Here is a 20180-nt window from a genome sequence, read left to right on the forward strand (position 1 = left end):
CAGCGTGTAGTCCCGCTGGGTGCGCTTGCCTTTTTTCTCTCTCGCTTTTTCCATATAAGGTTGATTTGAGTGTCAACCTATTCTAGGACGGGACAGAAGGCATAAAAAAGCCCGCTCTGTTACAGAGCGGGCTTTTTTATGAAATGGTCTTACTTCTTTTTAGCAGACTTGTTAATTTCAGTGATGGCGGCCTCTGCCTGCGCATTCGCTGGGTCAAGTTGCTTAACCGCTTGCCAATACTTAAGGGCATTATCTCTTTCGCCTTTCAAGTAGTAATAGTAACCCAGGTAAGAGTTCGCCTCAATCAGGTTTGGCTTGTACTTTTCTGGTTCGCTACCTGCCTGTTTGATAAACTCTTCGTAATAAGGCTTCGCTAAGCCTTGCTCTGTTTCCGGGTCCTGGCTGGCGTTGGCACGTGCTCTCCAAAGATAAGCAGGGGCGTACGTAGGATTGCTTTCTACTACTTTCGCGTACGTCTCGTCAGCCTTCTTGAAGTAGTCATTGGCTTTTTGCGCATCACTAGCCGCATTCGCTTCTTCACCGGCCATCATGTAGATGTTACCCATGTAATAGTAGTCAGCGTTGCTTGGCTCTACGTTCTCACGCTTACGCTCATACGCCTCAATAGCCTTGGCATATTGATTATTTGCAGCATATGTGTTAGCTAGTTCAGAGTAAAGCTCCACTTTCTCTGGGTTCATCTGGATAGCCTTTTCCAGGTTCTCGATCGCTTTTACTGGCTGGTTGTTCTTTGCAAGAATACGGCCATAGTACTCGTAGTCATCCGCGATCAGCTTAGACTTATCAGCTTTCTGCATGTAGGTCTCTATTGCTTGTAAAGCCTTTTCTGGTTGACCAAGCTCCATGTAAGAGTAAGCACGCAGACGGTTCATGACCATGTTGTTAGGATCCTTCTGCAGTACCTGTTCCGCAGCCTGTAGGGCCTTGTCATAATTCTTTGTCAGGAATAGGAAGGAAGCATACTTGGCTTTTGTTTCAGGCGTATCCTCGGCCATGTCTACATACTTTTGGAAAGTAGACAGTGCTTTGTCGTACTGGCCGGCAAAGTAGTACAGCTCACCCAAATCGTGGTAGGCAGGAGCAAAGTTAGGATCAATCTCTATGGCTCTTTTAAAGGCCTCCTCTGCTTCGTTATAGTTACGTGAGCTGGTATAAAGCTGTCCTCTCTTGAGGTAAGCAGTAGCGTAGTTATCGTCTAACTGGATGGCCCTATCGTAGCTTGTCATCGCCTCACCACCCTGCTTTAGCTTCAGGTAAGCATCACCTAAAATCACATTCGCAGTAGGATTTTTAGATTCGCGCTCCAAGGCTTGCTTCAGGTAGCTTACCCCCTTCTTTATTTGCTCTTCTGTTGCATTTGGGGCATTTACATAAGCCTCACCGATCATGGTTAGCACGTAAGGGTCTTTCTTACCTCTGCCTTTCAGCGCTTCTTCAAATTCCTGTGCTGCCTTTGCTGTGTTGCCCTGCTCTAAAGCAAGCTTGCCCAAGCCTACATGATTGATATAAGACTTTTTGTTGTTGTTGATACCCTGGTTGAAGTAGTAAGCCGCTGAGTCTAACTTGCCTGTTCTCAGGTAGATATCACCTAGCGCAAAATAGGCGTTGTCTGCGTCTTTTTGGTTCAGTTGTCCTTTATAAATAGACTTGGCTTCCTCATAACGCTCTAAATCAACTGCTCTTCTACCGGCATCTCCTGTTTGAGCAAGCGCTGCAGTAGCAGGGAAGGCAGCCACCATAAGGGCAATATACTTCCAGTTCTTTGTCATTGTAAGTTTAGTTTAGTTGTTTCTGAAATATTAAGTCCTGTCGGTTTTGACCAGATCTGTTTTACTGATTTCCTAAGCCGATAACACGTACTGGCATGGTTGCCGGCACTAAGCCGGACTTAAGGATAATTCGTTGTCCTTTATCACTCGCAACATAGGCTGCAAATCCTGTGCCAAGGCCCGAACGGCCTTCTGTGCTGATAATGTACAGGTTGCGACGGAGCGGATACACTTGTTGTGCTATATAAGCCTGATATGGTTGGTAATACTCATCCTCAGAGATAGGGTCTGCATACTCGCTTACACCCACCACTCTTACCTTGTTCATAAAACCAACGGCTGTGGTATCATCCCTGTCGCTGATCCAGTTTACACCCAGCACACCGATCGCATTCTTGTTTTCTGTCACGTAGTCGATAAGTGCTTCGTGGGATTCAGCTGCAAAGGAGTTTTCGGGTAACTTCTGGTTTGTTGTCAGGGAGTCTCGTACATAACGTGCCGTGCTGGAATTATTGTTATCAAACACCACTGTTATGTCTCCTAGTTCCGAGCTCTCGTCCAGGTCTTTCCAGGTCTTCGCCTGGCCGCTAAAGATGCGCTTCAACTCTTCCACTGTAAGCAGGGAGTCTGAGTTTTCTTTATTCACTATCAGAGCAACTGCATCAATTGCAATTTTAGTAGATCTGGGAATTCTTTTCTGCTTATCAAAAACAGCCCTTTCCTCTGGTGTTAATTCTCGGGAAAGTATGGCAACGCGCGTACTGTCTGTTAACAGATCTTCTACTACTTGTCCTTCCGGCTTATACGTGTCGTCGATGTCTGCCCTAGTATAGATGCCCTCAAAGGTATTTACCTGAGATTCTATGATGGGTCTGAAAGTCTCGTCAACGCTGATGTTAATATTACCTGATGTAGGGGTATCAGTAGGGCCGTCTGAGTTATTACAGGCTAGCAGCCCAAGGAGCCCTGCTGTCAGTGCTATGCTGTAAAGCTTATTCATCATCTTTTTTCTTTCTAAAGCTAGAGTTGCTCTGGTAAACCCTTACAAACCTCACCGTTCCGTATAGGATCATAATGCCTCCTAGTAAGTACCTGAAACTGTCGTCTATGTTTAATCTTAGGGAGTCGCCAGCAAAAATAAGGAACAGCCCCAAAGCAACGTATATTAACGTCATGAGTAGCGCAAAGATGCGACCAAACTTGCGAAGCATCTTTCCTGTCGACTTGTCTTCTCTTCTTGGATCTGGCATGCTAAAGACGTTAATTCTTTGATATTTGTTTAACCCTTAAAAATAACCGAATTGGATTTAAAAAGAAAGGCAGTAGCAAACAAAACTAACTTTGCCGCTACTGCCTTCTTCAGAAAGCTAAACTTTACTTTAAGTGGAATCTAATTGGCAAGGTATAACGGACAGGCACGTTCCGGCCATTTTGTTTGCCTGGCTTCCATCTAGGCATTTTCTCTATCACCCGAAGCGCCTCTTCCTCAGTCCCGAAGCCTAGTCCTTTAATCACTTCTGCCTGGGTTATTTCTCCGCTTGGCGCTACTACAAAGGTAACCACTACCATTCCTTCTACTTTTGCTCGTTGGGCCTCCGATGGATACCTCAATTTTTTACTCAGGTACTCGAACAGTGCTTCTGTGCCTCCTTCAAACGCTGGCATAACCTCGGCATGTATAAACACCTCTGGTTTTGTCTCTAGCCCTATTTCTCCTCCTGTGGCAGGAGATACTTTTCTTGTGGTCGTTGTGGGTGTTTCTGGTAACTCCCCGTCAAGTGTTTGTTCCCCTATGTTTACCTTACTAAGTAAAGCCTGATCTGGTATATCCGGGGCTTCTAGAGGCGTGTTTTCCTCAACAACAGTTGGCTTTGTAAACTTTTCTGTCTTACTTTTTTCTTGCGCTACCACTTCCGTCACTGGTACAACTTCTTTCTGTGGTTCTTCCTTCTTTGGTGGCTTGGGGAGTTTTATAAGTACAGGCTCATATACAACGTACTCCGGCTTTTCATATTTAGCAGGGTCAGCAAAGAAGACAGCTTCTACTAAAGGTCCGACTAGTGCCCCTGAAAAAAGTGCTGTTGCTAGAATGGCCGCCAACATAATATTCTTGCTATAAGAGCGGCGTAGCACATAGGCGCCGTACGCCTGATTCCGACCTTTAAAAATCACGTTGTTAAAAGTCATGCTTAAGAAATAGCTCTTTTTCATGGGCTGGGGGTTTTAGTATAACATCAATTATTGTTCATCTTTAAAACTTTTTAATCGTTTTTTCCTGCTCTAATCAGATACGAAATGTACTTCAAAAAAGGTATGCATGCTGAGTTTTTAGCTCGTGCAAAAAAAAGCGCCCAGCCAATTCTGGCTGGGCGCTTAAAGCAAACCTGTATTTGCTTATTTGATCGTAAATCGTACTGGAAGCGTGTAGCGTACTGGTACTGCTCTACCGTTCTGCTTACCAGGAGTCCACTTTGGCATTGTTTTCACAACGCGTGTTGCCTCCTCGTCTGTACCGGCACCCAGATTTTTAATTACCTGGATTTCAGAGATTTCACCAGTTTTGCTTACTACGAATGAAAGAACTACAAGTCCTTCCACTCCGGCACGCTGTGCAGCAGCTGGGTATCGGATGTTTTTAGCTAAATACTTAAGCATTTCTGTCTCTCCACCAGGGAAAGAAGGCATCTGCTCTACGTAAGTATAAGGCTTCTCCTCTACTACTTCTGCTACTACTTCACTTGTACCGTCAATTTCACCGAGGTCAACCGGAGCATCTTTGCTTCCTTCAATGGTCTTGACACCTGCATCGATTTCCTGTAGTACCTCCACGTCTGGAATCTCTTCCTCTACCTGCACTTCTTCGTCACGCTTTACTACCGGTGGCGTGTACTTTACAGTAGCTCGCACTGGCGGTGGTGGCGGTGGAAGATCTGGTGGCGGCGGTGGCGGTGGCGGTGGCGGTGCTGCCTCATCAATTGGTGGTGGTGGGGCCAATTCTACCTCTGTTACAATACGCTCTACCACTTCTGCCTCTTCTTCTCCCTCTACTAACTTTGCTATCAGCGGAATGCTGACAAAAAGCAAGAACAGTAGGGTTGCAATGATTGCGGCTTTGGTGATATGGCTATTGTACAGTTTTCGTAGTAGGTAGGCACCGTAAGCTTTGTTCCGTCCCTGAAAGACGATATCGTCAAGCGATGCGTTAGCTGCTAACTTACTGTCCATATCTTACTGTATGTTTTGTTGTGCTAATAATTCCGTGTCTGCGTCAGCAATTTCTACAAGCGCAAACTTTTTGGTGTCCGTGATCTTCAGCTCGTCCAGGATGTCTACCACGTTCTTATAACGGGATGTTTCCATTGGCTTAATAAGTACAGTCATTTTTGGATTTGACTTTACTCTATTAGAAACCAACACCTTTCTGATACCACTAGCTGAGTAGTCTGACTCTTCTACTGTTGGGCTGTCTTCTGCAAGGCCAAAGTAGTAATAGAGCTCGTCGTCCTCACCCAGAATAATTGTAAGAGCGTTACTCGCCTTCAAAGGCATTTGCTCTTCTTCATTTTCAGGATCTACAGGCATGTTAATTTCCATGGTCTGCGGCTTACTGAAAGTAGTGGTAAGCATGAAGAACGTCAACAGAAGGAATGCAAGGTCAACCATTGGGGTCATATCCAGGTGGACAGACATCTTCTTGGCTCTTTTCTTGCCTCCTTTACCGGAGTCGGCTTTTTCTTGAATTTCTGCCATTTTCTTGTCTCCTTTCTATTAGATGTTACTTGGCTTTGCTTCCATGTCAGTAACCAGGTTAAACCTGTTTATCTTCCTGTCCTGCAAAATGTCAATTACTCTCTGAATCGTGGCGTAGTCTACGTTCTGGTCACCTTTGATAGCGACAACAACTTTCGGGTTTGTAAGGCGAGTCTGGTGCACCCAGTCTCCCAACTCGTTATTTACTGAGTCAATCGGAATACCTGGCTGCACTACGTTTTTGCGTGCAGAAGACTCCATAGACAAGTAAGACTTAAGTTGGTTAACAGGAACCCCGAAGTTCGTTAGCAGCGAGAAGGTTTTAGACTCCTCCTCTGTGAAGCTGACGCCATACTTACCAGCGATCTTGCTTAGTAAAGCTTCCTTTGTCTGCTGGCCATCCACTCCGAAGAATACGCGGTTCCCGTCGCCGATAGTGAGGGTAATCACGTTTGTGTCTGGCAGTTTAAGCTCCGATACAGAAGAAGGCGTATCTACGATAACAGACTCTTCCGGAGCAAACTTTGTTGTTAGCATAAAGAAAGTAACCAGCAAGAAGGCAAGGTCCACCATTGGCGTCATGTCCAGCGATGGTTTGGTCCTTTTTACTTTTACTTTAGGCATTTCTTTTACTTAATAGGTTTACTATACAGTTTGAGTTCTTGCAGCAGCTGGAGCTGGAGCAGCAGTATCGTGCTGAGCTGAGAAAGTAGAGATGATGCTGAAGCCAGCCTCGTCAATGCTATAAGTCAACTCGTCAATTTTGCTAGTGAAGTAGTTGTAAGCAACGATAGCAAGAGCAGAACCTGTAATACCAAGCGCCGTGTTAATCAAGGCCTCAGAGATACCGTTTGCCAGACCTACTGCATCCGGAGCACCACCTTGTGCAAGGGCCGCGAACGCTTTAATCATACCAAGTACTGTACCAATCAAACCTACCAGTGTAGAAATAGAGGCAATTGTAGAGATAATTACCAGGTTTTTCTCCAGCATTGGAAGCTCCAGTGAAGTAGACTCTTCGATCTCCTTCTGAATAGCAGCAACTTTCTCAGCTTTCAATAACTCTGGCTCGTTCTGCATTTCTTTGTACTTCAGCAGACCAGACTTTACTACGTTCGCAACAGAACCTTTTTGTGCGTCGCAGGCAGCAATAGCGCCGTTGATATCACGCTGGTTTAATTTAGCAGAGATGTTTCTCACGAAGCCGGCAACGCTCTTATTACCTTTTGCTTTGCTGATTGTAAGGGCACGCTCAATAGCGAAGATGAATACCATCAGTACAAGAGACATCAGAACAGGTACTACCCAACCACCTTTGTATACGATACCTAAGTAGTTGCCTGGAAGTGGGTGGCTTTCTGGATCACCGCCTTCAAAGTTAGCAGGGTTGCCAAGCACGAACATATAGATAAGCACACAGGCTATAATGGCAAGAGGAATTACAATTGTTGCGAATACACCCCCTACTGGGCTTGCCTTTTGTTCTACGTTAGCATTCTTGGTCGCTGCTGCAGTCTTTTTTTCCATTTTTTTAAAGTTTAAAGTTTAGCTGTTTGTGTTGTAATTAAAATTGTTTGGGTAAATATAAAAGGTAATTGTTTTGCTTTTAGTTCTTTAATGAATTTGCAATTTCTGCTTTTTCTCAAATTTTCAAACAATCAGATGCTTTTAATTTTAGACAAAGTATTAATTGCAATCTCTTCAGCACTCTAATTTAAGCTTTTCTCCTTTAAAATTCCTAATCTTCCTTCTGCTGCTGCTCAATAAGTAGTGAAAAAAAGCGAACTCAATGTGTTAACACTAATCTTGCGCTGCTTTGCCCTCTGTTGCCTGTGCTTATACTACCCTGGATAATTATGCCGATTAGGCTACGTAAGTGTAGGATACTTGTTTTGTGGGCTGGGGCGAAAATCAGTTTCCGCTAATATTCCGCTTTGCTTGCTTTGTAATTAGTAATAGAAGTTGTTGTCGAGATAAAGGAGTTAACTTAACAAAATGTTCACTACACTGTAACTTTTTAGAAAAAGTGGGTTAAATATAGCAAAGTTTTCAACACCATGTATGCATGCCTACTGGTTTTTTGCCTTGTTCCAGTAAAAGTCCATCTCAGACAAGGTCATGTCTTGTAAGTGCTTCCCGTCTTTGGCAGCTTCCCTTTCCAGGTACTGAAAGCGACTAATGAACTTGAGGTTCGTGCGCTCCAGTGCTTCCTCTGGATCGATGCCGGCAAAACGTGCAAAGTTGATTAAAGAAAACAGCAGGTCTCCAAACTCCGCAGTAGCTTTCTCCTGGTCTATTGCTGCTGTTTCTTGTACGTTAAACTCTGATTCAAACTCATTTAGTTCCTCTTGTACCTTTTTCCATACCTGAGATTTGTCGTCCCAGTCAAATCCAACGCCCCTGGCTTTCTCCTGAATGCGCATGGCTTTAACTAAGGCCGGCAGGGAGGAGGGAACACCTCCTAGCACCGACTTGTTGCCTTCCTTTAGTTTGAGTTTCTCCCAGTTTTGCTTCACCTCTTCCTCTGTCTCGGCTTTGGTGTCGCCGTAAATGTGCGGATGCCGGAAAATAAGTTTTTCGCACTGCGCGTTCAGTACATCGGCTATGTCAAAGGCTTTTTTCTCCGAAGCTATCTTGGCGTAAAAAACGAGGTGGAGCATAATGTCACCTACTTCTTTTTTAATTTCCTGCAGGTCTCCTTGCAAAATGGCATCCGAAAGCTCGTACGTCTCCTCTATCGTTAAGTGGCGAAGGCTCTCCATGGTTTGCTTGCGGTCCCAGGGGCACTTCTCGCGCAGGTCTTCCATCACATCAAGCAGGCGGTTAAAGGCCTGCAGCTGTTTGCTGCGTGGGCTGTCGTCAAAGTTCTTGTTATCCATAAAGACAAATATAATAAAACAAAAGCACGAAGTGCCGGCAGTAGCCCGTACCGGGGAGGCGGTGCAAAACCCGGGGCTGTTACCCAAAGTATAATCGTGGAAAATGTTCAGAAAGTATATCTTAATTACTACTTTTGTCTGAGTAAAAACATAAGACTAGTGGCTTTAATAAAATCAATATCAGGAATTCGTGGCACGATAGGCGGACGGGCTGGAGAAGGGCTCACGCCTGTAGACGTGGTGAAATTTGCCGCTGCTTACGGTACATGGGTGTTGCAGAACACGAATAACAACACCATTGTTGTTGGCCGTGATGCCCGCCTTTCCGGCGAGATGGTGAACAAGTTAGTGTGCGCCACCTTGCAAGGACTGGGTATTAATGTGATCGATGTAGGCCTGTCTACGACGCCTACTGTGGAGATGATGGTGCCAGCGAAGAAAGCGGGCGGAGGTATTATTCTAACTGCCAGCCATAACCCCAAGCAGTGGAATGCGCTGAAGCTGCTAAACAGCAAAGGCGAGTTTATCTCGGACGAAGAAGGTAAGCTGGTGCTGGAGCTGGCAGAGAAGGAGAGCTTTGAGTTTGCGCAGGTAACCCAGCTAGGGAAGTATAAGCAGAGCGAGAACGCCCTCAAAAAGCATATAAAGGCTATCCTGGAATTACCTTTAATAGACGTGGAGGCCATTAAAGCAAAGGACTTTAGTGTAGTAGTGGACGCTGTGAACTCTACAGGAGGTATAGCGGTGCCGATGCTACTGGAGGCACTAGGGGTGCGAAAGGTGGAGAAGCTGTTCTGCGAGCCAGACGGTAACTTTGCCCACAACCCGGAGCCGCTGCCAGAGAACCTGCGCGAAATCGCCAAGGTGATCGAGAAAGGCAAGTACGACCTGGGCATAGTAGTGGACCCGGACGTAGATCGCCTGGCCCTGGTAAACGAAGACGGCAGCATGTTTGGGGAGGAATATACGCTGGTTGCTGTGGCCGATTATGTGCTCAAGAACCAGAAAGGAAATACGGTTTCCAACCTATCATCTACCAGAGCCCTGCGCGATGTAACCGAGAAAGCTGGGGGCGAGTACTATGCCGCTGCCGTAGGTGAAGTGAATGTGGTGAATATGATGAAAGCGCAGAACGCGATCATTGGTGGTGAGGGCAACGGAGGGATTATTTACCCTGAGCTGCACTATGGGCGCGATGCCTTGGTAGGTATCGCTTTGTTCCTGACGCATCTGGCTAAATCGGGTATGAGCATGACCCGCCTGCGTGCCAGCTATCCGAACTATTACATCTCTAAAAACAAGATTGAGCTGACGCCAGAGGTAGACGTGGACAGCGTGCTGCAGCAGATGCAGGAGCGTTACGCCAAGCAGCCGATCAACACGATAGATGGGGTGAAGATTGAGTTTGGGAAAGAGTGGGTACACCTGCGCAAGTCGAACACCGAGCCGATTATCCGCATCTATGCCGAGTCGGACAGCAATGCGACGGCAGAGCACCTGGCCAACAAGATTATTGCCGACATAAAAGAGATCATATCTGTTAAAGCATAAGTATGTGTTGTTGTAGCTATACCAACATCCCATAGCCATTGAGTTGCGCCAGCGGACAGGAGAGATTCCATCCCTTGGCGCAACTTTTTTTTATACTTTAAGAGTTGTTAACAAACAGAAGAAGAACAGTAAGTTTAAGAATATGCGCGTTTATTTAGATAATGCTGCCACCACACCGCTCGATAAGGAGGTTCTCGAGGCAATGACGCCGTACATGCTGGAGCACTTTGGCAACCCTTCGTCTATACACTCACATGGGCGAGAGGTAAGGTCTGCCATCGAGAAAGCACGCAGAACAGTAGCTACGCTGCTGAACACTTCCCCGGCAGAGATCTTCTTTACTTCTGGTGGTACGGAGGCTGACAACACAGCCATCATCAGCACCGTGCGTTCCTTAGGGATCAGGCATGCCGTTTCCACCAGGTTAGAGCACCATGCGGTATTACATACCATGGAGCTACTGGAAAAGCAGGAGGGGGTACAGGTGACTTATTTACGGCACGATGAAAAAGGTAACCTGGACCTGGAGCACCTGGAAGAACTGCTGAGCAGCCAGCCGCAGACCTTGGTATCCGTCATGCATGCCAACAATGAGGTAGGAAACCTGAATGACATAGAGGCGATCGGCCAGCTCTGTAAGAAGTATAATGCCGTTTTCCATTCCGATACCGTGCAGACGATGGGGCACTACAAGCACGACCTGCAGCAGCTTGGTGCTAACTTTATCGTTGGCTCAGCGCACAAGTTCCATGGGCCGAAGGGCGTTGGCTTCCTGTACAGTGATGCCGGCATTAAGATTCAGCCCCTGATACAGGGCGGCGCCCAGGAGCGCAACATGCGTGGGGGCACCGAGAACGTGTACGGTATTATCGGGCTGGCCAAGGCGTTGGAGATTGCTTACCGCGACATGGAGGAGCATACCCAGTATATACAGGGGCTGAAAGACAGAATGATCCACAAGTTAAAGGAACAGCTGGAGGACGTGTGCTTTAATGGCCTGTCGGAGTTTGGTGACAAAAGCCTGTACACGGTGCTAAGCGTCAGTTTACCGGCTTCTGATATCAACGAGATGCTACTGTTTAACCTGGATATCAATAAAATCTCTGTCTCTGGAGGTAGTGCCTGTAGCAGTGGGGCCAATGTAGGGTCGCATGTACTGCAGGCTTTAAACATAGATCCGAGCCGCGGCAATGTGCGCTTCTCCTTCAGTAAGTATAATACCCCTGAAGAGGTAGACTACGCGGCTGAAACGCTTGCCAAGATGTATAAGAAGCAGCCAGCGTAAGTATAGACGAAAAGCGCTAGTATAAAAAGGCTCCGGCAGTACGTCGGGGCCTTTCTTTGTTCAAAATTAACTTTTAGCCAATATAAATCATGAAAAGTATCGCGGTGTTCTGCGGAGCCAACGCAGGTAAAGACTCAGCCTATCAGGAGGCAGCCACTAGGTTAGGGCTGCTGATGGGGCAGCAAAAGATCAGATTAGTTTTCGGTGGTGGCAAGGTAGGGCTGATGGGGGCCATAGCCGATGCCGTGTTAGAGGCAGGGGGCGAGGCCATGGGAGTGATCCCGCAGAGCCTGGTAGACCGGGAGGTGGCGCACACTGGACTGACAGAGCTACATGTGGTAAAAACCATGCATGAGCGCAAAGCCCTGATCGCGGCCAATTCCGATGCCTTTATTGCCATGCCAGGGGGCTTTGGCACTTTGGATGAGGTAAACGAAATCATTACCTGGAATCAGCTGGGGATCATCAAAAAGCCTGTTGCTTTCTACAATGTGAACGGCTACTTCGATAAGTTCATGGAGTTTATTTCCCACAGCGTGCAGGAGGGCTTTATCAAACCTGAGTACGTGGAAGGACTGGTAGTGGAGGCCGATGCAGCGGTACTGCTGCAGAAGCTAACAACGTATGCGGAGGCGGCTTCGGAGGATTGGGTAGATTCGGAGCGGATATAATAGCCAACAGCGCATGACACCATCAAAAGGTATGAGAGTGGCCTTAAAGCTAAAGCTGCTCTTGCTCGTAGTGCTACTGGGTTTCTCCACAGCGCAGGCACAGGATGTCTTTTCCGTAGGCCCGGCTATACACTTTAATTTCGGAGAGAAAAAGCCGAAAGTGAGTTGGGGAGTAGAGGCCGCCGTATGGTGGTTCGAGGACCAGTTTCCGATTAGCGGCAACCTGGGTTTCGATCGCCGAAGAGGGAGCACCGTTTTATATATGCAGGCCCAGACAGGGGTAGGTGTGGCAGGTATATCAGCAGGCCCTTACCTGGAGCTTCGGAAAGAAGATTCCCCTGTGCTGGGGCTTCAGACGGACTACTGGCTAAACTACTATGCTGGCCTGAACTACAGGGTAAGGTACAGCGGAGAGGGCAACCAGAAAGCACTCGGCTTTTATCTTAAAGCACCCCTTTCTGTGGGGGGCGATGTGGAAGACGAAGATGAGGATGACTGGGACTGGGATTGGGACTAGTAAGTAAAAGGGCCGTTGCAGGTTTGCAGCGGCCCTTTTACTTGTTTGAGATTTGGTTAACCCCCTACTATTATTCCGAAAGCGGTCTAATGCTGCAGTACCAGGTTCTTTACTGCCTCCACCCACATTGGGGAAGAGTTAAGGCTCTCTACCAATTGCCACTTCTCGCCGCCGGCATGCTCAAACATTTCCTTAAATTCCTCGCCTACCTCTACAGTGGTTTCCAGGCAGTCGGCTACGAAAGCAGGGCTGAAGGCCAGTACCTTTTTGATGCCCTTGGCGGGCATGGTCTTCAAAACCTCATCTGTATACGGCTGTAGCCACGGGTCTTTTCCCAGCCTGGATTGAAAGGCAACCGTGTACTGGTCATCAGCCAAATTAAGTGCCTTTGCCAGTTGGCGTGATGTCTCGAAGCAGGAAGCCCGGTAGCAGTACTGGTTGCGTTTGTTATAGGTGTTGCAGCACGCACCCAGCTTACAGTAGCCATGGTCACTGCCCTTCAGGATCTGGCGCTCCGGCACACCATGGTAACTGAATACCACATGGTCGTAGTTGTCCTGCTCCATATACTGCCGGCCCAGTTCCGCAAAAGCACTGATAAAGCCAGGATCATTGCAGTAGGAGGAGATAAAGTTAATGCTCGGGATGATCCACCAATCCTTCACAATTTCCATAATCTTGTCCTGTACAGAACCCGTGGTGGCCGAAGCATACTGCGGAAACAGTGGCAAAACGATGATGCGTCTTACGCTCTTGTCGCGTAGCTCGTCCAGGGCACTCTTGATACTGGGCTTCTGATAGCGCATGCCAAAGGCAACGTGGTAGTCGTCGCCCAAGCTGGCCTGCAGTTTCTGCTGCAGATCAAGCCCATGGTAGAGTAAGGGAGATCCCCGGTCGGTCCAAAGCTGCTGATAAACTTTGGCAGACTTAGGAGCCCTGAAAGGCGCAATAACACCGTTTACCAGGGCATAGCGGCCTAAAGGGTTTATATCTATCACGCGCTTGTCTAACAGGAACTCGCGCAGGTATTTTCTGACATCAGGTGTGTTCGGCGTATCTGGTGTGCCAAGGTTCACCAGCAGTACTCCTATTTTGCCTGTCGTTTTCTTACTCATTTAAATCAGTGCTTTTCAAGTACAAAGATACGAAGTATAAGTCGTTTGTTATTGATAGATAATATCTATGATTAATAGAAGAGGCGCAGTCATCTGTCTCCGCTCGCCCGGCACCTCTTGTGCACATCCGGAAACACGAACAGCCCGGCCTTGGTTTAGGTGGAGACAGTGAAGCACCAACCGTACGAACGGCTGTTTGTTCAGGCTTTTGCTATCGTTCTGGTAATCAATTATTCACTTCTGGCTGAATCTCCGTAAAAAAGAAGTACTTTTGCATCCTTAAATTTTTAGCTTATGTCTGAAACACCGCATAAAGCTGGTTTTGTGAGTATTGTGGGTAAACCCAATGTCGGAAAGTCAACGCTGATGAACGCGCTGGTGGGGGAAAAGCTTTCCATCATTACGTCTAAAGCACAAACAACCCGGCACCGGATCATGGGTATCCTGAACGGAGATGACTTTCAGATCGTCTATTCCGATACGCCCGGCATCATTAAACCGCAGTATGCCCTGCACGAATCGATGATGGGCTTTGTGCGCACCTCCCTGGAGGACGCCGACGTGATCCTGTTTGTGACGGACATCTATGAGAAGCACGACGAGGAGGACGTGCTTAAGCGACTCCAGTATGCACAGGTACCTGTGTTGCTGCTTATTAACAAAATAGACCAGTCTACAGACGAGGAGGTGAATGAGAAAGTAGCCTACTGGCAGGAGAAGATGAACCCGACGGAGATACTGCCTATCTCGGCGCTGCATGGCTTTGGCCTGGAGCACTTGTTCTCACGTCTGCTGCATTACCTGCCACAGCACCCGGCTTATTTCCCGAAAGATGAACTGACAGACAAGCCGGAGCGTTTCTTTGTGTCCGAGATGATCCGGGAAAAGATCTTTCTCAACTACAAAAAGGAAATTCCCTACAGCTGCGAAGTGGTCGTAGAGGAGTTTAAGGAAGAGGAAGACATCATCCGCATCCGAGCCGAGATCAGTGTGGAGCGACGTAGCCAGAAAGGCATTGTGATCGGAAACAAAGGCGAGGCCCTGAAGAAAGTAGGCACGCAGGCCCGTCTGGACATGGAAGAGTTCTTCCAGAAGAAAATATTTCTTGATTTATACGTGCGCGTGAACGAGAACTGGCGAACCGACCAGAAGCTGCTCCGCCGCTTTGGCTATAGCCAGGAATAGCGCACACTAAAGCTTCGGGGCACGGTGCTCCGGGGGTACTTTAACCATTTTATTTTTAACGATGTCATCAAACATCATTGCGATTGTCGGTCGCCCCAACGTAGGGAAATCTACACTTTTTAACCGCCTCATTGGCCAGCGCAAAGCTATCATGGACAACGTGAGCGGCGTTACCCGCGACAGAAGCTACGGACACGGCGACTGGACAGGCAAGTATTATACTGTAATTGATACGGGAGGCTACGTACACGGCTCCGACGATATCTTTGAAGAAGAGATCAATAAGCAGGTGAACCTGGCCATTCAGGAAGCTGACGTGATCCTGTTTATGGTGGATGTGGAGGCAGGGGTAACCGCACTCGACGAAGAATTTGCCAACGTGCTGCGCCGCACCGATAAGCCTATTTATGTAGTTGCCAACAAAGCCGATACCAATGCCCGTGGTTACCAAATGGGCGAATTTTATGCCTTGGGCATAGGGGAGGAAATTTTCCCGATCTCATCGCAGAACGGTTCCGGAACGGGCGAGTTGCTGGACGAAGTAGTAAAGCACTTCAAAGACGAGGGCGTGGAGGACCCGGATGCGGGTATTCCTAAAATAGCTGTGCTAGGACGTCCTAATGCCGGCAAGTCCTCTTTTGTGAACCTGCTGCTGGGCGAGGAGCGCAACATCGTAACGGATCAGGCAGGTACTACCCGTGATGCCATCCACTCGCGCTACAATGCCTATGGCAAAGAGTTTATCATTGTGGATACCGCCGGTTTGCGCCGTAAGAGCAAAGTAAGCGAGGATATCGAGTTTTACTCGGTGATGCGCGCGATACGTGCTTTGGAAGAAGCGGATGTATGTATCGTGATGCTGGATGCGACGCGTGGCATTGAGGCGCAGGACGTAAATATTATTGCCCTGGCTGAGAAGAACCGTAAAGGCATCGTGATCCTGGTGAACAAGTGGGACCTGGTAGAGAAGGAAACGAATACAACCAAAGAGTTTGAGGAGGAGATCCTGGAGCGGATAGCTCCGATTAAGTATGTGCCGGTTGTCTTCACCTCAGTGCTAACGAAACAGCGTATCCATAAGGCCGTGGAGAAGGCCATGGAGGTGTATGATAACAAAACGCGCAAGATTCCTACCTCCAAGCTGAACGACCTGATCCTGCCGGAAATTGAGCGTTATCCGCCGCCAGCCATCAAAGGGAAGTTTGTGAAAATAAAGTACATTACGCAGTTACCGACGCATAACCCAACGTTTGCCTTTTTCTGTAACCTGCCACAGTACATAAAGGAGCCATACATGCGTTACCTGGAGAACAGCATGCGCAAGCACTTTGACTTCGAGGGGGTGCCGATCAAGCTTATTTTCAGGAAGAAGTAAAGCGGAGTATTTCTTCGCATTCATTCAAGTTAGACACATAGAAGGGCCGGGTGCTTCATGCACCCGGCCCTTCTATATTTTTACTGAACTATATTCTACTCGTGTCGTACTTGTTGGCAAGTCACAGTTAAAACACGTATAAAAAGTGAGCGCATTGCCGGTTGGCAGTATTGGAAAGAGAAACATTATGAGAGGAATAGTTTATGTCTTTGTGCTGGCAGGTCTGTTTTGTCTCGCATCCTGTGATAGGCCTGGAGAAGAAAGAGCCGAAGAACTGGATGAGAGGGCAGAAGAGCTAACGGATGAGGCGGAGGAAAGAACTGACAAGATGGATGAGCTGGAGGACGAGATAGATACGACTGCTGTCATCGTAGAGTAGGTACGGCTTAATTTATACGTATAGCGCCTAATCATTTCATAAAGACGAGGTCTGCCTAAAATAACTTGTAGCTGCTATCCTTAGGCTCTTTAAAAGCCGTTTAACTCAATTTCGTTAGTGTAACCATAAACCCTATACTTATGAAAAAGTCAATTTTTATGATGATTGCATTAGGTCTGTTCTCCTTTGCCTCCTGTGACACGCCAGCTTCTGAAGCGGAGGACGTAGCCGAGGAAGTGGAGGATGTAACTGAAGCGAATGAAGCGGAGGCTGTTGTAGAGGAAAGCGAAGAACTATCGGAAGAAGTGAAGGAATATAACGAAGAGGTTGCAGAAGAGGTAGAGGAATAACAAACCAGCGACTGCAGGTTTAGTTTGTGTGGGCTTCAGGAGGGGTGAAGGAACTTAACTTTTGTCTGTTTAAGCCGTGCTGATGTGGTAAACTGCTGGCCAGTAGTGAAATAAATTGCTCTTGGTAGCTAACTAAGCTTAGTTGTTATCGTTTATCTATTGTGCATCTGAAGGCGAGGAAAGACAGCCTCCTGACAGATCGGACGAAAACATAATTTAACTGTATGAGCTATGAAAAAGACACTTTATATGCTGATGGCAGTGGGAGCATTAAACTTTGCCTCCTGTGCCTCAACCAACGATGATATTGAGGAGAGTACAGAAGAAATAGAAGATGAAGCCGAAGAGATCGGGGAGGAAATAGAGGAAGAGGTAGATCGCTAATACTTGAGAACGCCTCTAAAGTAGAAGGGCCTGCACAGCAAGTGTGCAGGCCCTTTTGTGTTTGCAAAGCAGCTCCTAAGGCCCCAGTCGTTTCTGAATCATGCTATTCACCAGCGCGAAGAGCCGCTTAGGAGTAAAGGTGCGCCAATGAATGTCTTCCAGGTTACCGCCGTAGTTGATGTAGTAGTCCAGGTTATAATTCTTCATCTCGCTCAGCACAAAGTCCTGAAAGCCAAGCGCCGCGATCCATCCATCCTCCACGTCCTCAAACCATTCTTCATAATAGTCATCCTCTGATCCGTGAAAGTTAAAGACGTTCTCGCCGATAAGAATAAAGTACTTGATGCCTTCGCCGGTTAGAGGGTCTATGATATTACGCTTTAGCTGCATGATATCGTTGTTCAGCGCATCGTTCCACTCTCCGATAAACTCTATCACGGTAAAGGCCTGGTCATAGTCCGTATAGAGTATCTTCAGGAACAAAGTTTCTGAGTCAATACCGTCCCACTGCGGATGGATGTAGTACCCGTAGATAGTGTTGGTGTAATGGGTCAGGCTGTTTTCTGCACCAAAGAGCGGCGAACGCGGATCTTCATTAGCAGCGTACTTTTCCAGCCAGTTATAAAAAGGTTCGATTGTATGCATAATCACTAAATATAGGGGGTGGGACAAACTAGTCTTAGCCCACCCGAAGCTACTTAACAGCTACCGTAAAGTTGGGGCTTTTCAGGTGTATTTGCCTTTCGCTTTTACAGCCACGCTGTTATTTAACAGAAAAGGGACTGAAAAGGTGGCCTCAAAGCTTCCTTTTTAGAGCATATTTTATTTAAAAGGAAACTGTTTTTGAGCCACAGGCGATATAGGAAGTATAAACGTTATACCTTTAGTTTATCAACCTCATTTATTGCCTATGCTCCGATACATACCTGCGGGCAGTGCTTGTAGTACATTCACCTCTTATTGCCGTAACCTGCTCGCCTTGTTGCTGTTATTTGTGTTCTCAGCTGCTGGTGCCACGGATTCGCCTGACTATGTGAAGGTGTACCATCCCACAATTCAGCGGGCGGAATTAGCTATCCTAAACGAACAGTATGGCGAGGCCCTGAATGCTTATCAGCAAGCATTTGAGGCTGTGCCAAGCGCTTTTGCACGCGACTATTATAATGCGGCTGTTTGTGCCATGCTGCTGGAGGAAGAAAAGCAGGCATTCAGTTACTTGGAAAAACTCGTACAGAAAGGGGCCAGCCTGCCTTACCTGGAGCAACAGCAAGCATTTAGCCCACTCCAGGAAGGAAGAAGGTGGAAGCGCTTTAAACGTAAGTACCCTAAACGAAGGAAAGCCTTTGAGCAAGCGGCCAATCTGGACCTGCGCGCTGACCTGGACGAGCTGTATGCCCGCGACCAGTACTTCAGGCAGGCAGAGGGGGGCTACAAGATGCACCGTGATACCTTACGGGCAATTGAAACGGCCAATACGCTGAACTTACTCAACTGGATCGCGGAGTATGGTTATCCGGGCGAGGAGTTGATTGGGGTGGCCGATACCCTGGAGCAATTGCCGCGTTTCAGTATTGTGATTCAGCGGCAAACCAGAGCCATGGATGGGTATGACTTCACAGAGATTCTGATGCAAGCAGTGCATGATGGTAAGCTAGCGCCACAGGCCGCCGCTTACCTAATGGAACAGCAGGCGGGTAAGAACAGGTACAGCACGAAAGCCTTTGTGAAGATTACTTGTAACGGTTGCAAAGAAGGCGAGCAGCTAAAAGGCGAAGCAACTTACTTTGTTGAGAACATGAACCCTCAGGAACTGCAGCGGATTGATGCACGCCGGGAGCAGTTGGGGCTAGAGCCGCTGGAGGAATACCGAAGGAAAGTGCTGTATAGCCTAAAGGAGGACAACAGGTTTAAGCTCAACTTCCCGTGGTCTGTTGCCAATTACTTTGTGCCAAACGAGGAAGCCGCCGCGATAATGAAGGAAAAGCTCATAACCGCAGAATAGGCTAGCCTAAAGAAGCAGGGGCAGCACTTTCTTTAAGTGCTGCCCCTGCTTCTTGCCGTGGTGCTAAACTTTAACATGTGCTGTTGCCGCCGTTTCTGAATGCCTCGATGGCGGCTCTTACACTGCCGAATTTCTTCAGCAAAGCACCCGCCTCCGGGCGTGTCAGGTCCAGTTCGTCCATGATCATCTGGGTGCCGCGGTTCACGAGCTTGTGATTGGAGAGCTGCATGTCCACCATCTTATTGCCCTGCACGTGGCCAAGTCGTATCATGGTAGCGGTTGTGAGCATATTCAGTACAAGCTTTTGGGCTGTGCCGGCCTTCATGCGGGTACTGCCTGTTACAAACTCAGGTCCTGTGATCACCTCCACCGGGAAGTCTGCCTCCGCTGCTATAGGGCTGTCAGCGTTACATACAATGCAGCCAGTGCTAATACCCTGCTGGCGGCAGGCTTTAAGCCCGCCCACTACGTACGGGGTCTGGCCGGAGGCGGCAATCCCCACCACGATGTCCTTAGGGCTAACCTCATAGCCTTGCAGGTCCTTCCAGGCCTGTGCTGTGTCGTCTTCGGCAAACTCTACGGCCTTGCGAATGGCACTGTCGCCTCCAGCAATCAGGCCAATGACCATTCCGTGCGGAACTCCGAAGGTAGGAGGGCACTCAGAGGCGTCTACAATACCTAAACGGCCGCTGGTACCAGCCCCAATGTAAAACAAGCGTCCTCCTTGCTGTAGCCGCTCTACGGTAGCGCGTACAAGCGCTTCCACCTGGGGCAATGCTTTTTCTACCGCCAGCGGTACTGTCTTGTCTTCGCGGTTGATGTTCTCCAGCAACTCCCGCACGCTCATTTTCTCCAGTCTATCGTAGTTAGACGCTGACTCAGTTGTAGACACTTTATTTGTTTAATGGATGAAAGAGGAAGGGTATACGGTGAAAGGCTTTAGGGTA

General features: G+C 47.8%; 22 protein-coding genes. 10 read left to right on the forward strand and 12 right to left on the reverse strand.

Annotated features, from left to right (window positions below; genetic code table 11):
* Nucleotides 1-149 precede the first annotated feature (149 nt).
* The 9 genes from CHB92_RS19415 to mazG all read right to left on the reverse strand — a co-directional run bounded on the left by CHB92_RS19415 (nucleotide 150) and on the right by mazG (nucleotide 8419).
* Nucleotides 150-1790, reverse strand: a complete 1641-nt coding sequence (locus CHB92_RS19415) for a tetratricopeptide repeat protein (RefSeq protein ID WP_089320901.1) — start codon at nucleotides 1788-1790, stop codon at nucleotides 150-152.
* A gap of 61 nt (nucleotides 1791-1851) precedes the next feature.
* Nucleotides 1852-2793 carry a PstS family phosphate ABC transporter substrate-binding protein gene (locus CHB92_RS19420; protein WP_245842732.1) on the reverse strand — a complete coding sequence of 314 codons (942 nt, stop codon included), beginning with the start codon at nucleotides 2791-2793 and terminating at the stop codon, nucleotides 1852-1854.
* The gene (locus CHB92_RS19425) at nucleotides 2783-3040 is read right to left on the reverse strand and encodes a hypothetical protein (protein ID WP_089320903.1); all 258 of its coding nucleotides are present in this window, start codon (nucleotides 3038-3040) and stop codon (nucleotides 2783-2785) included. Before CHB92_RS19425 ends, CHB92_RS19420 begins: the two co-directional genes overlap by 11 nt.
* Nucleotides 3041-3164: 124 nt before the next feature.
* The gene (locus CHB92_RS19430) at nucleotides 3165-4001 is read right to left on the reverse strand and encodes an energy transducer TonB (protein ID WP_089320904.1); all 837 of its coding nucleotides are present in this window, start codon (nucleotides 3999-4001) and stop codon (nucleotides 3165-3167) included.
* A 183-nt stretch (nucleotides 4002-4184) separates the two neighbouring features.
* Entirely contained in the window at nucleotides 4185-5015 is an 831-nt protein-coding gene (locus CHB92_RS19435; RefSeq protein WP_089320905.1) for an energy transducer TonB, read from the reverse strand.
* 3 nt (nucleotides 5016-5018) lie between these two features.
* The gene (locus tag CHB92_RS19440) at nucleotides 5019-5540 is read right to left on the reverse strand and encodes an ExbD/TolR family protein (RefSeq protein WP_089320906.1); all 522 of its coding nucleotides are present in this window, start codon (nucleotides 5538-5540) and stop codon (nucleotides 5019-5021) included.
* A gap of 18 nt (nucleotides 5541-5558) precedes the next feature.
* Nucleotides 5559-6164, reverse strand: coding sequence for an ExbD/TolR family protein (locus CHB92_RS19445; RefSeq protein WP_089320907.1), 606 nt, complete (start codon nucleotides 6162-6164; stop codon nucleotides 5559-5561).
* Between the two features lie 21 nt (nucleotides 6165-6185).
* On the reverse strand, nucleotides 6186-7067 hold the full coding sequence (locus CHB92_RS19450) for a MotA/TolQ/ExbB proton channel family protein (protein WP_089320908.1): 882 nt from the start codon (nucleotides 7065-7067) through the stop codon (nucleotides 6186-6188).
* A gap of 542 nt (nucleotides 7068-7609) precedes the next feature.
* A complete protein-coding gene (gene mazG / locus CHB92_RS19455; protein ID WP_089320978.1) occupies nucleotides 7610-8419 on the reverse strand; it encodes a nucleoside triphosphate pyrophosphohydrolase in 810 nt (269 codons plus the stop codon).
* A gap of 159 nt (nucleotides 8420-8578) precedes the next feature.
* Between mazG and glmM the strand changes: the two genes are divergently transcribed.
* From glmM to CHB92_RS19475, 4 genes are all read left to right on the forward strand, one after another.
* On the forward strand, nucleotides 8579-9970 hold the full coding sequence (gene glmM, locus CHB92_RS19460; protein ID WP_089320909.1) for a phosphoglucosamine mutase: 1392 nt from the start codon (nucleotides 8579-8581) through the stop codon (nucleotides 9968-9970).
* A gap of 142 nt (nucleotides 9971-10112) precedes the next feature.
* A complete protein-coding gene (locus CHB92_RS19465; protein ID WP_089320979.1) occupies nucleotides 10113-11255 on the forward strand; it encodes a cysteine desulfurase family protein in 1143 nt (380 codons plus the stop codon).
* Nucleotides 11256-11344: 89 nt separating this feature from the next.
* Entirely contained in the window at nucleotides 11345-11926 is a 582-nt protein-coding gene (locus CHB92_RS19470) for an LOG family protein (RefSeq protein WP_089320910.1), read from the forward strand.
* A 31-nt stretch (nucleotides 11927-11957) separates the two neighbouring features.
* Nucleotides 11958-12443 carry a hypothetical protein gene (locus CHB92_RS19475; protein ID WP_089320911.1) on the forward strand — a complete coding sequence of 162 codons (486 nt, stop codon included), beginning with the start codon at nucleotides 11958-11960 and terminating at the stop codon, nucleotides 12441-12443.
* Between the two features lie 86 nt (nucleotides 12444-12529).
* On the opposite strand, the gene hemH is transcribed toward CHB92_RS19475, so the two are convergent.
* Nucleotides 12530-13558 carry a ferrochelatase gene (gene hemH / locus CHB92_RS19480; protein ID WP_089320912.1) on the reverse strand — a complete coding sequence of 343 codons (1029 nt, stop codon included), beginning with the start codon at nucleotides 13556-13558 and terminating at the stop codon, nucleotides 12530-12532.
* A 294-nt stretch (nucleotides 13559-13852) separates the two neighbouring features.
* On the opposite strand from hemH, the gene era reads away from it, so the two are divergent.
* The 5 genes from era (at nucleotide 13853) to CHB92_RS25915 (ending at nucleotide 17231) form a co-directional block, all read left to right on the forward strand.
* Nucleotides 13853-14743 (forward strand): GTPase Era, encoded by an 891-nt coding sequence (era, locus tag CHB92_RS19485; RefSeq protein ID WP_089320913.1) that lies wholly within the window; start codon nucleotides 13853-13855, stop codon nucleotides 14741-14743.
* 61 nt (nucleotides 14744-14804) lie between these two features.
* Entirely contained in the window at nucleotides 14805-16118 is a 1314-nt protein-coding gene (gene der / locus CHB92_RS19490; protein WP_089320914.1) for a ribosome biogenesis GTPase Der, read from the forward strand.
* Between the two features lie 187 nt (nucleotides 16119-16305).
* Nucleotides 16306-16497, forward strand: coding sequence for a hypothetical protein (locus CHB92_RS19495; RefSeq protein WP_089320915.1), 192 nt, complete (start codon nucleotides 16306-16308; stop codon nucleotides 16495-16497).
* A gap of 140 nt (nucleotides 16498-16637) precedes the next feature.
* Nucleotides 16638-16847 carry a hypothetical protein gene (locus CHB92_RS19500; RefSeq protein WP_089320916.1) on the forward strand — a complete coding sequence of 70 codons (210 nt, stop codon included), beginning with the start codon at nucleotides 16638-16640 and terminating at the stop codon, nucleotides 16845-16847.
* Between the two features lie 231 nt (nucleotides 16848-17078).
* Nucleotides 17079-17231, forward strand: a complete 153-nt coding sequence (locus CHB92_RS25915) for a hypothetical protein (RefSeq protein WP_179223114.1) — start codon at nucleotides 17079-17081, stop codon at nucleotides 17229-17231.
* Nucleotides 17232-17306: 75 nt separating this feature from the next.
* Here CHB92_RS25915 and CHB92_RS19505 read toward each other — a convergent pair whose 3' ends face one another.
* Nucleotides 17307-17876, reverse strand: coding sequence for a hypothetical protein (locus CHB92_RS19505; RefSeq protein WP_089320917.1), 570 nt, complete (start codon nucleotides 17874-17876; stop codon nucleotides 17307-17309).
* 265 nt (nucleotides 17877-18141) lie between these two features.
* On the opposite strand from CHB92_RS19505, the gene CHB92_RS19510 reads away from it, so the two are divergent.
* Entirely contained in the window at nucleotides 18142-19233 is a 1092-nt protein-coding gene (locus CHB92_RS19510) for a hypothetical protein (RefSeq protein WP_106219182.1), read from the forward strand.
* 70 nt (nucleotides 19234-19303) lie between these two features.
* On the opposite strand, the gene murQ is transcribed toward CHB92_RS19510, so the two are convergent.
* A complete protein-coding gene (gene murQ / locus CHB92_RS19515; RefSeq protein ID WP_089320919.1) occupies nucleotides 19304-20125 on the reverse strand; it encodes an N-acetylmuramic acid 6-phosphate etherase in 822 nt (273 codons plus the stop codon).
* Nucleotides 20126-20180 lie beyond the last annotated feature (55 nt).

Source organism: Pontibacter ummariensis (genome assembly GCF_900188175.1).
Lineage (GTDB): Bacteria > Bacteroidota > Bacteroidia > Cytophagales > Hymenobacteraceae > Pontibacter > Pontibacter ummariensis.

Excerpts from the sequence above, each read along its gene's own strand:
- CHB92_RS19510 (WP_106219182.1), top strand. The coding sequence starts at position 18,142 with ATGCTCCGATACATACCTGCGGGCAGTGCTTGTAGTACATTCACCTCT.
- hemH (WP_089320912.1), bottom strand. The coding sequence starts at position 13,558 with ATGAGTAAGAAAACGACAGGCAAAATAGGAGTACTGCTGGTGAACCTT.
- CHB92_RS19470 (WP_089320910.1), top strand. The coding sequence starts at position 11,345 with ATGAAAAGTATCGCGGTGTTCTGCGGAGCCAACGCAGGTAAAGACTCA.
- CHB92_RS19465 (WP_089320979.1), top strand. The coding sequence starts at position 10,113 with ATGCGCGTTTATTTAGATAATGCTGCCACCACACCGCTCGATAAGGAG.
- CHB92_RS19440 (WP_089320906.1), bottom strand. The coding sequence starts at position 5,540 with ATGGCAGAAATTCAAGAAAAAGCCGACTCCGGTAAAGGAGGCAAGAAA.
- CHB92_RS19450 (WP_089320908.1), bottom strand. The coding sequence starts at position 7,067 with ATGGAAAAAAAGACTGCAGCAGCGACCAAGAATGCTAACGTAGAACAA.
- CHB92_RS19445 (WP_089320907.1), bottom strand. The coding sequence starts at position 6,164 with ATGCCTAAAGTAAAAGTAAAAAGGACCAAACCATCGCTGGACATGACG.
- mazG (WP_089320978.1), bottom strand. The coding sequence starts at position 8,419 with ATGGATAACAAGAACTTTGACGACAGCCCACGCAGCAAACAGCTGCAG.
- CHB92_RS19500 (WP_089320916.1), top strand. The coding sequence starts at position 16,638 with ATGAAAAAGTCAATTTTTATGATGATTGCATTAGGTCTGTTCTCCTTT.
- CHB92_RS19430 (WP_089320904.1), bottom strand. The coding sequence starts at position 4,001 with ATGAAAAAGAGCTATTTCTTAAGCATGACTTTTAACAACGTGATTTTT.
- CHB92_RS19425 (WP_089320903.1), bottom strand. The coding sequence starts at position 3,040 with ATGCCAGATCCAAGAAGAGAAGACAAGTCGACAGGAAAGATGCTTCGC.
- CHB92_RS25915 (WP_179223114.1), top strand. The coding sequence starts at position 17,079 with ATGAAAAAGACACTTTATATGCTGATGGCAGTGGGAGCATTAAACTTT.
- CHB92_RS19505 (WP_089320917.1), bottom strand. The coding sequence starts at position 17,876 with ATGCATACAATCGAACCTTTTTATAACTGGCTGGAAAAGTACGCTGCT.
- CHB92_RS19435 (WP_089320905.1), bottom strand. The coding sequence starts at position 5,015 with ATGGACAGTAAGTTAGCAGCTAACGCATCGCTTGACGATATCGTCTTT.
- CHB92_RS19475 (WP_089320911.1), top strand. The coding sequence starts at position 11,958 with ATGAGAGTGGCCTTAAAGCTAAAGCTGCTCTTGCTCGTAGTGCTACTG.
- CHB92_RS19420 (WP_245842732.1), bottom strand. The coding sequence starts at position 2,793 with ATGATGAATAAGCTTTACAGCATAGCACTGACAGCAGGGCTCCTTGGG.
- der (WP_089320914.1), top strand. The coding sequence starts at position 14,805 with ATGTCATCAAACATCATTGCGATTGTCGGTCGCCCCAACGTAGGGAAA.
- CHB92_RS19495 (WP_089320915.1), top strand. The coding sequence starts at position 16,306 with ATGAGAGGAATAGTTTATGTCTTTGTGCTGGCAGGTCTGTTTTGTCTC.
- CHB92_RS19415 (WP_089320901.1), bottom strand. The coding sequence starts at position 1,790 with ATGACAAAGAACTGGAAGTATATTGCCCTTATGGTGGCTGCCTTCCCT.
- era (WP_089320913.1), top strand. The coding sequence starts at position 13,853 with ATGTCTGAAACACCGCATAAAGCTGGTTTTGTGAGTATTGTGGGTAAA.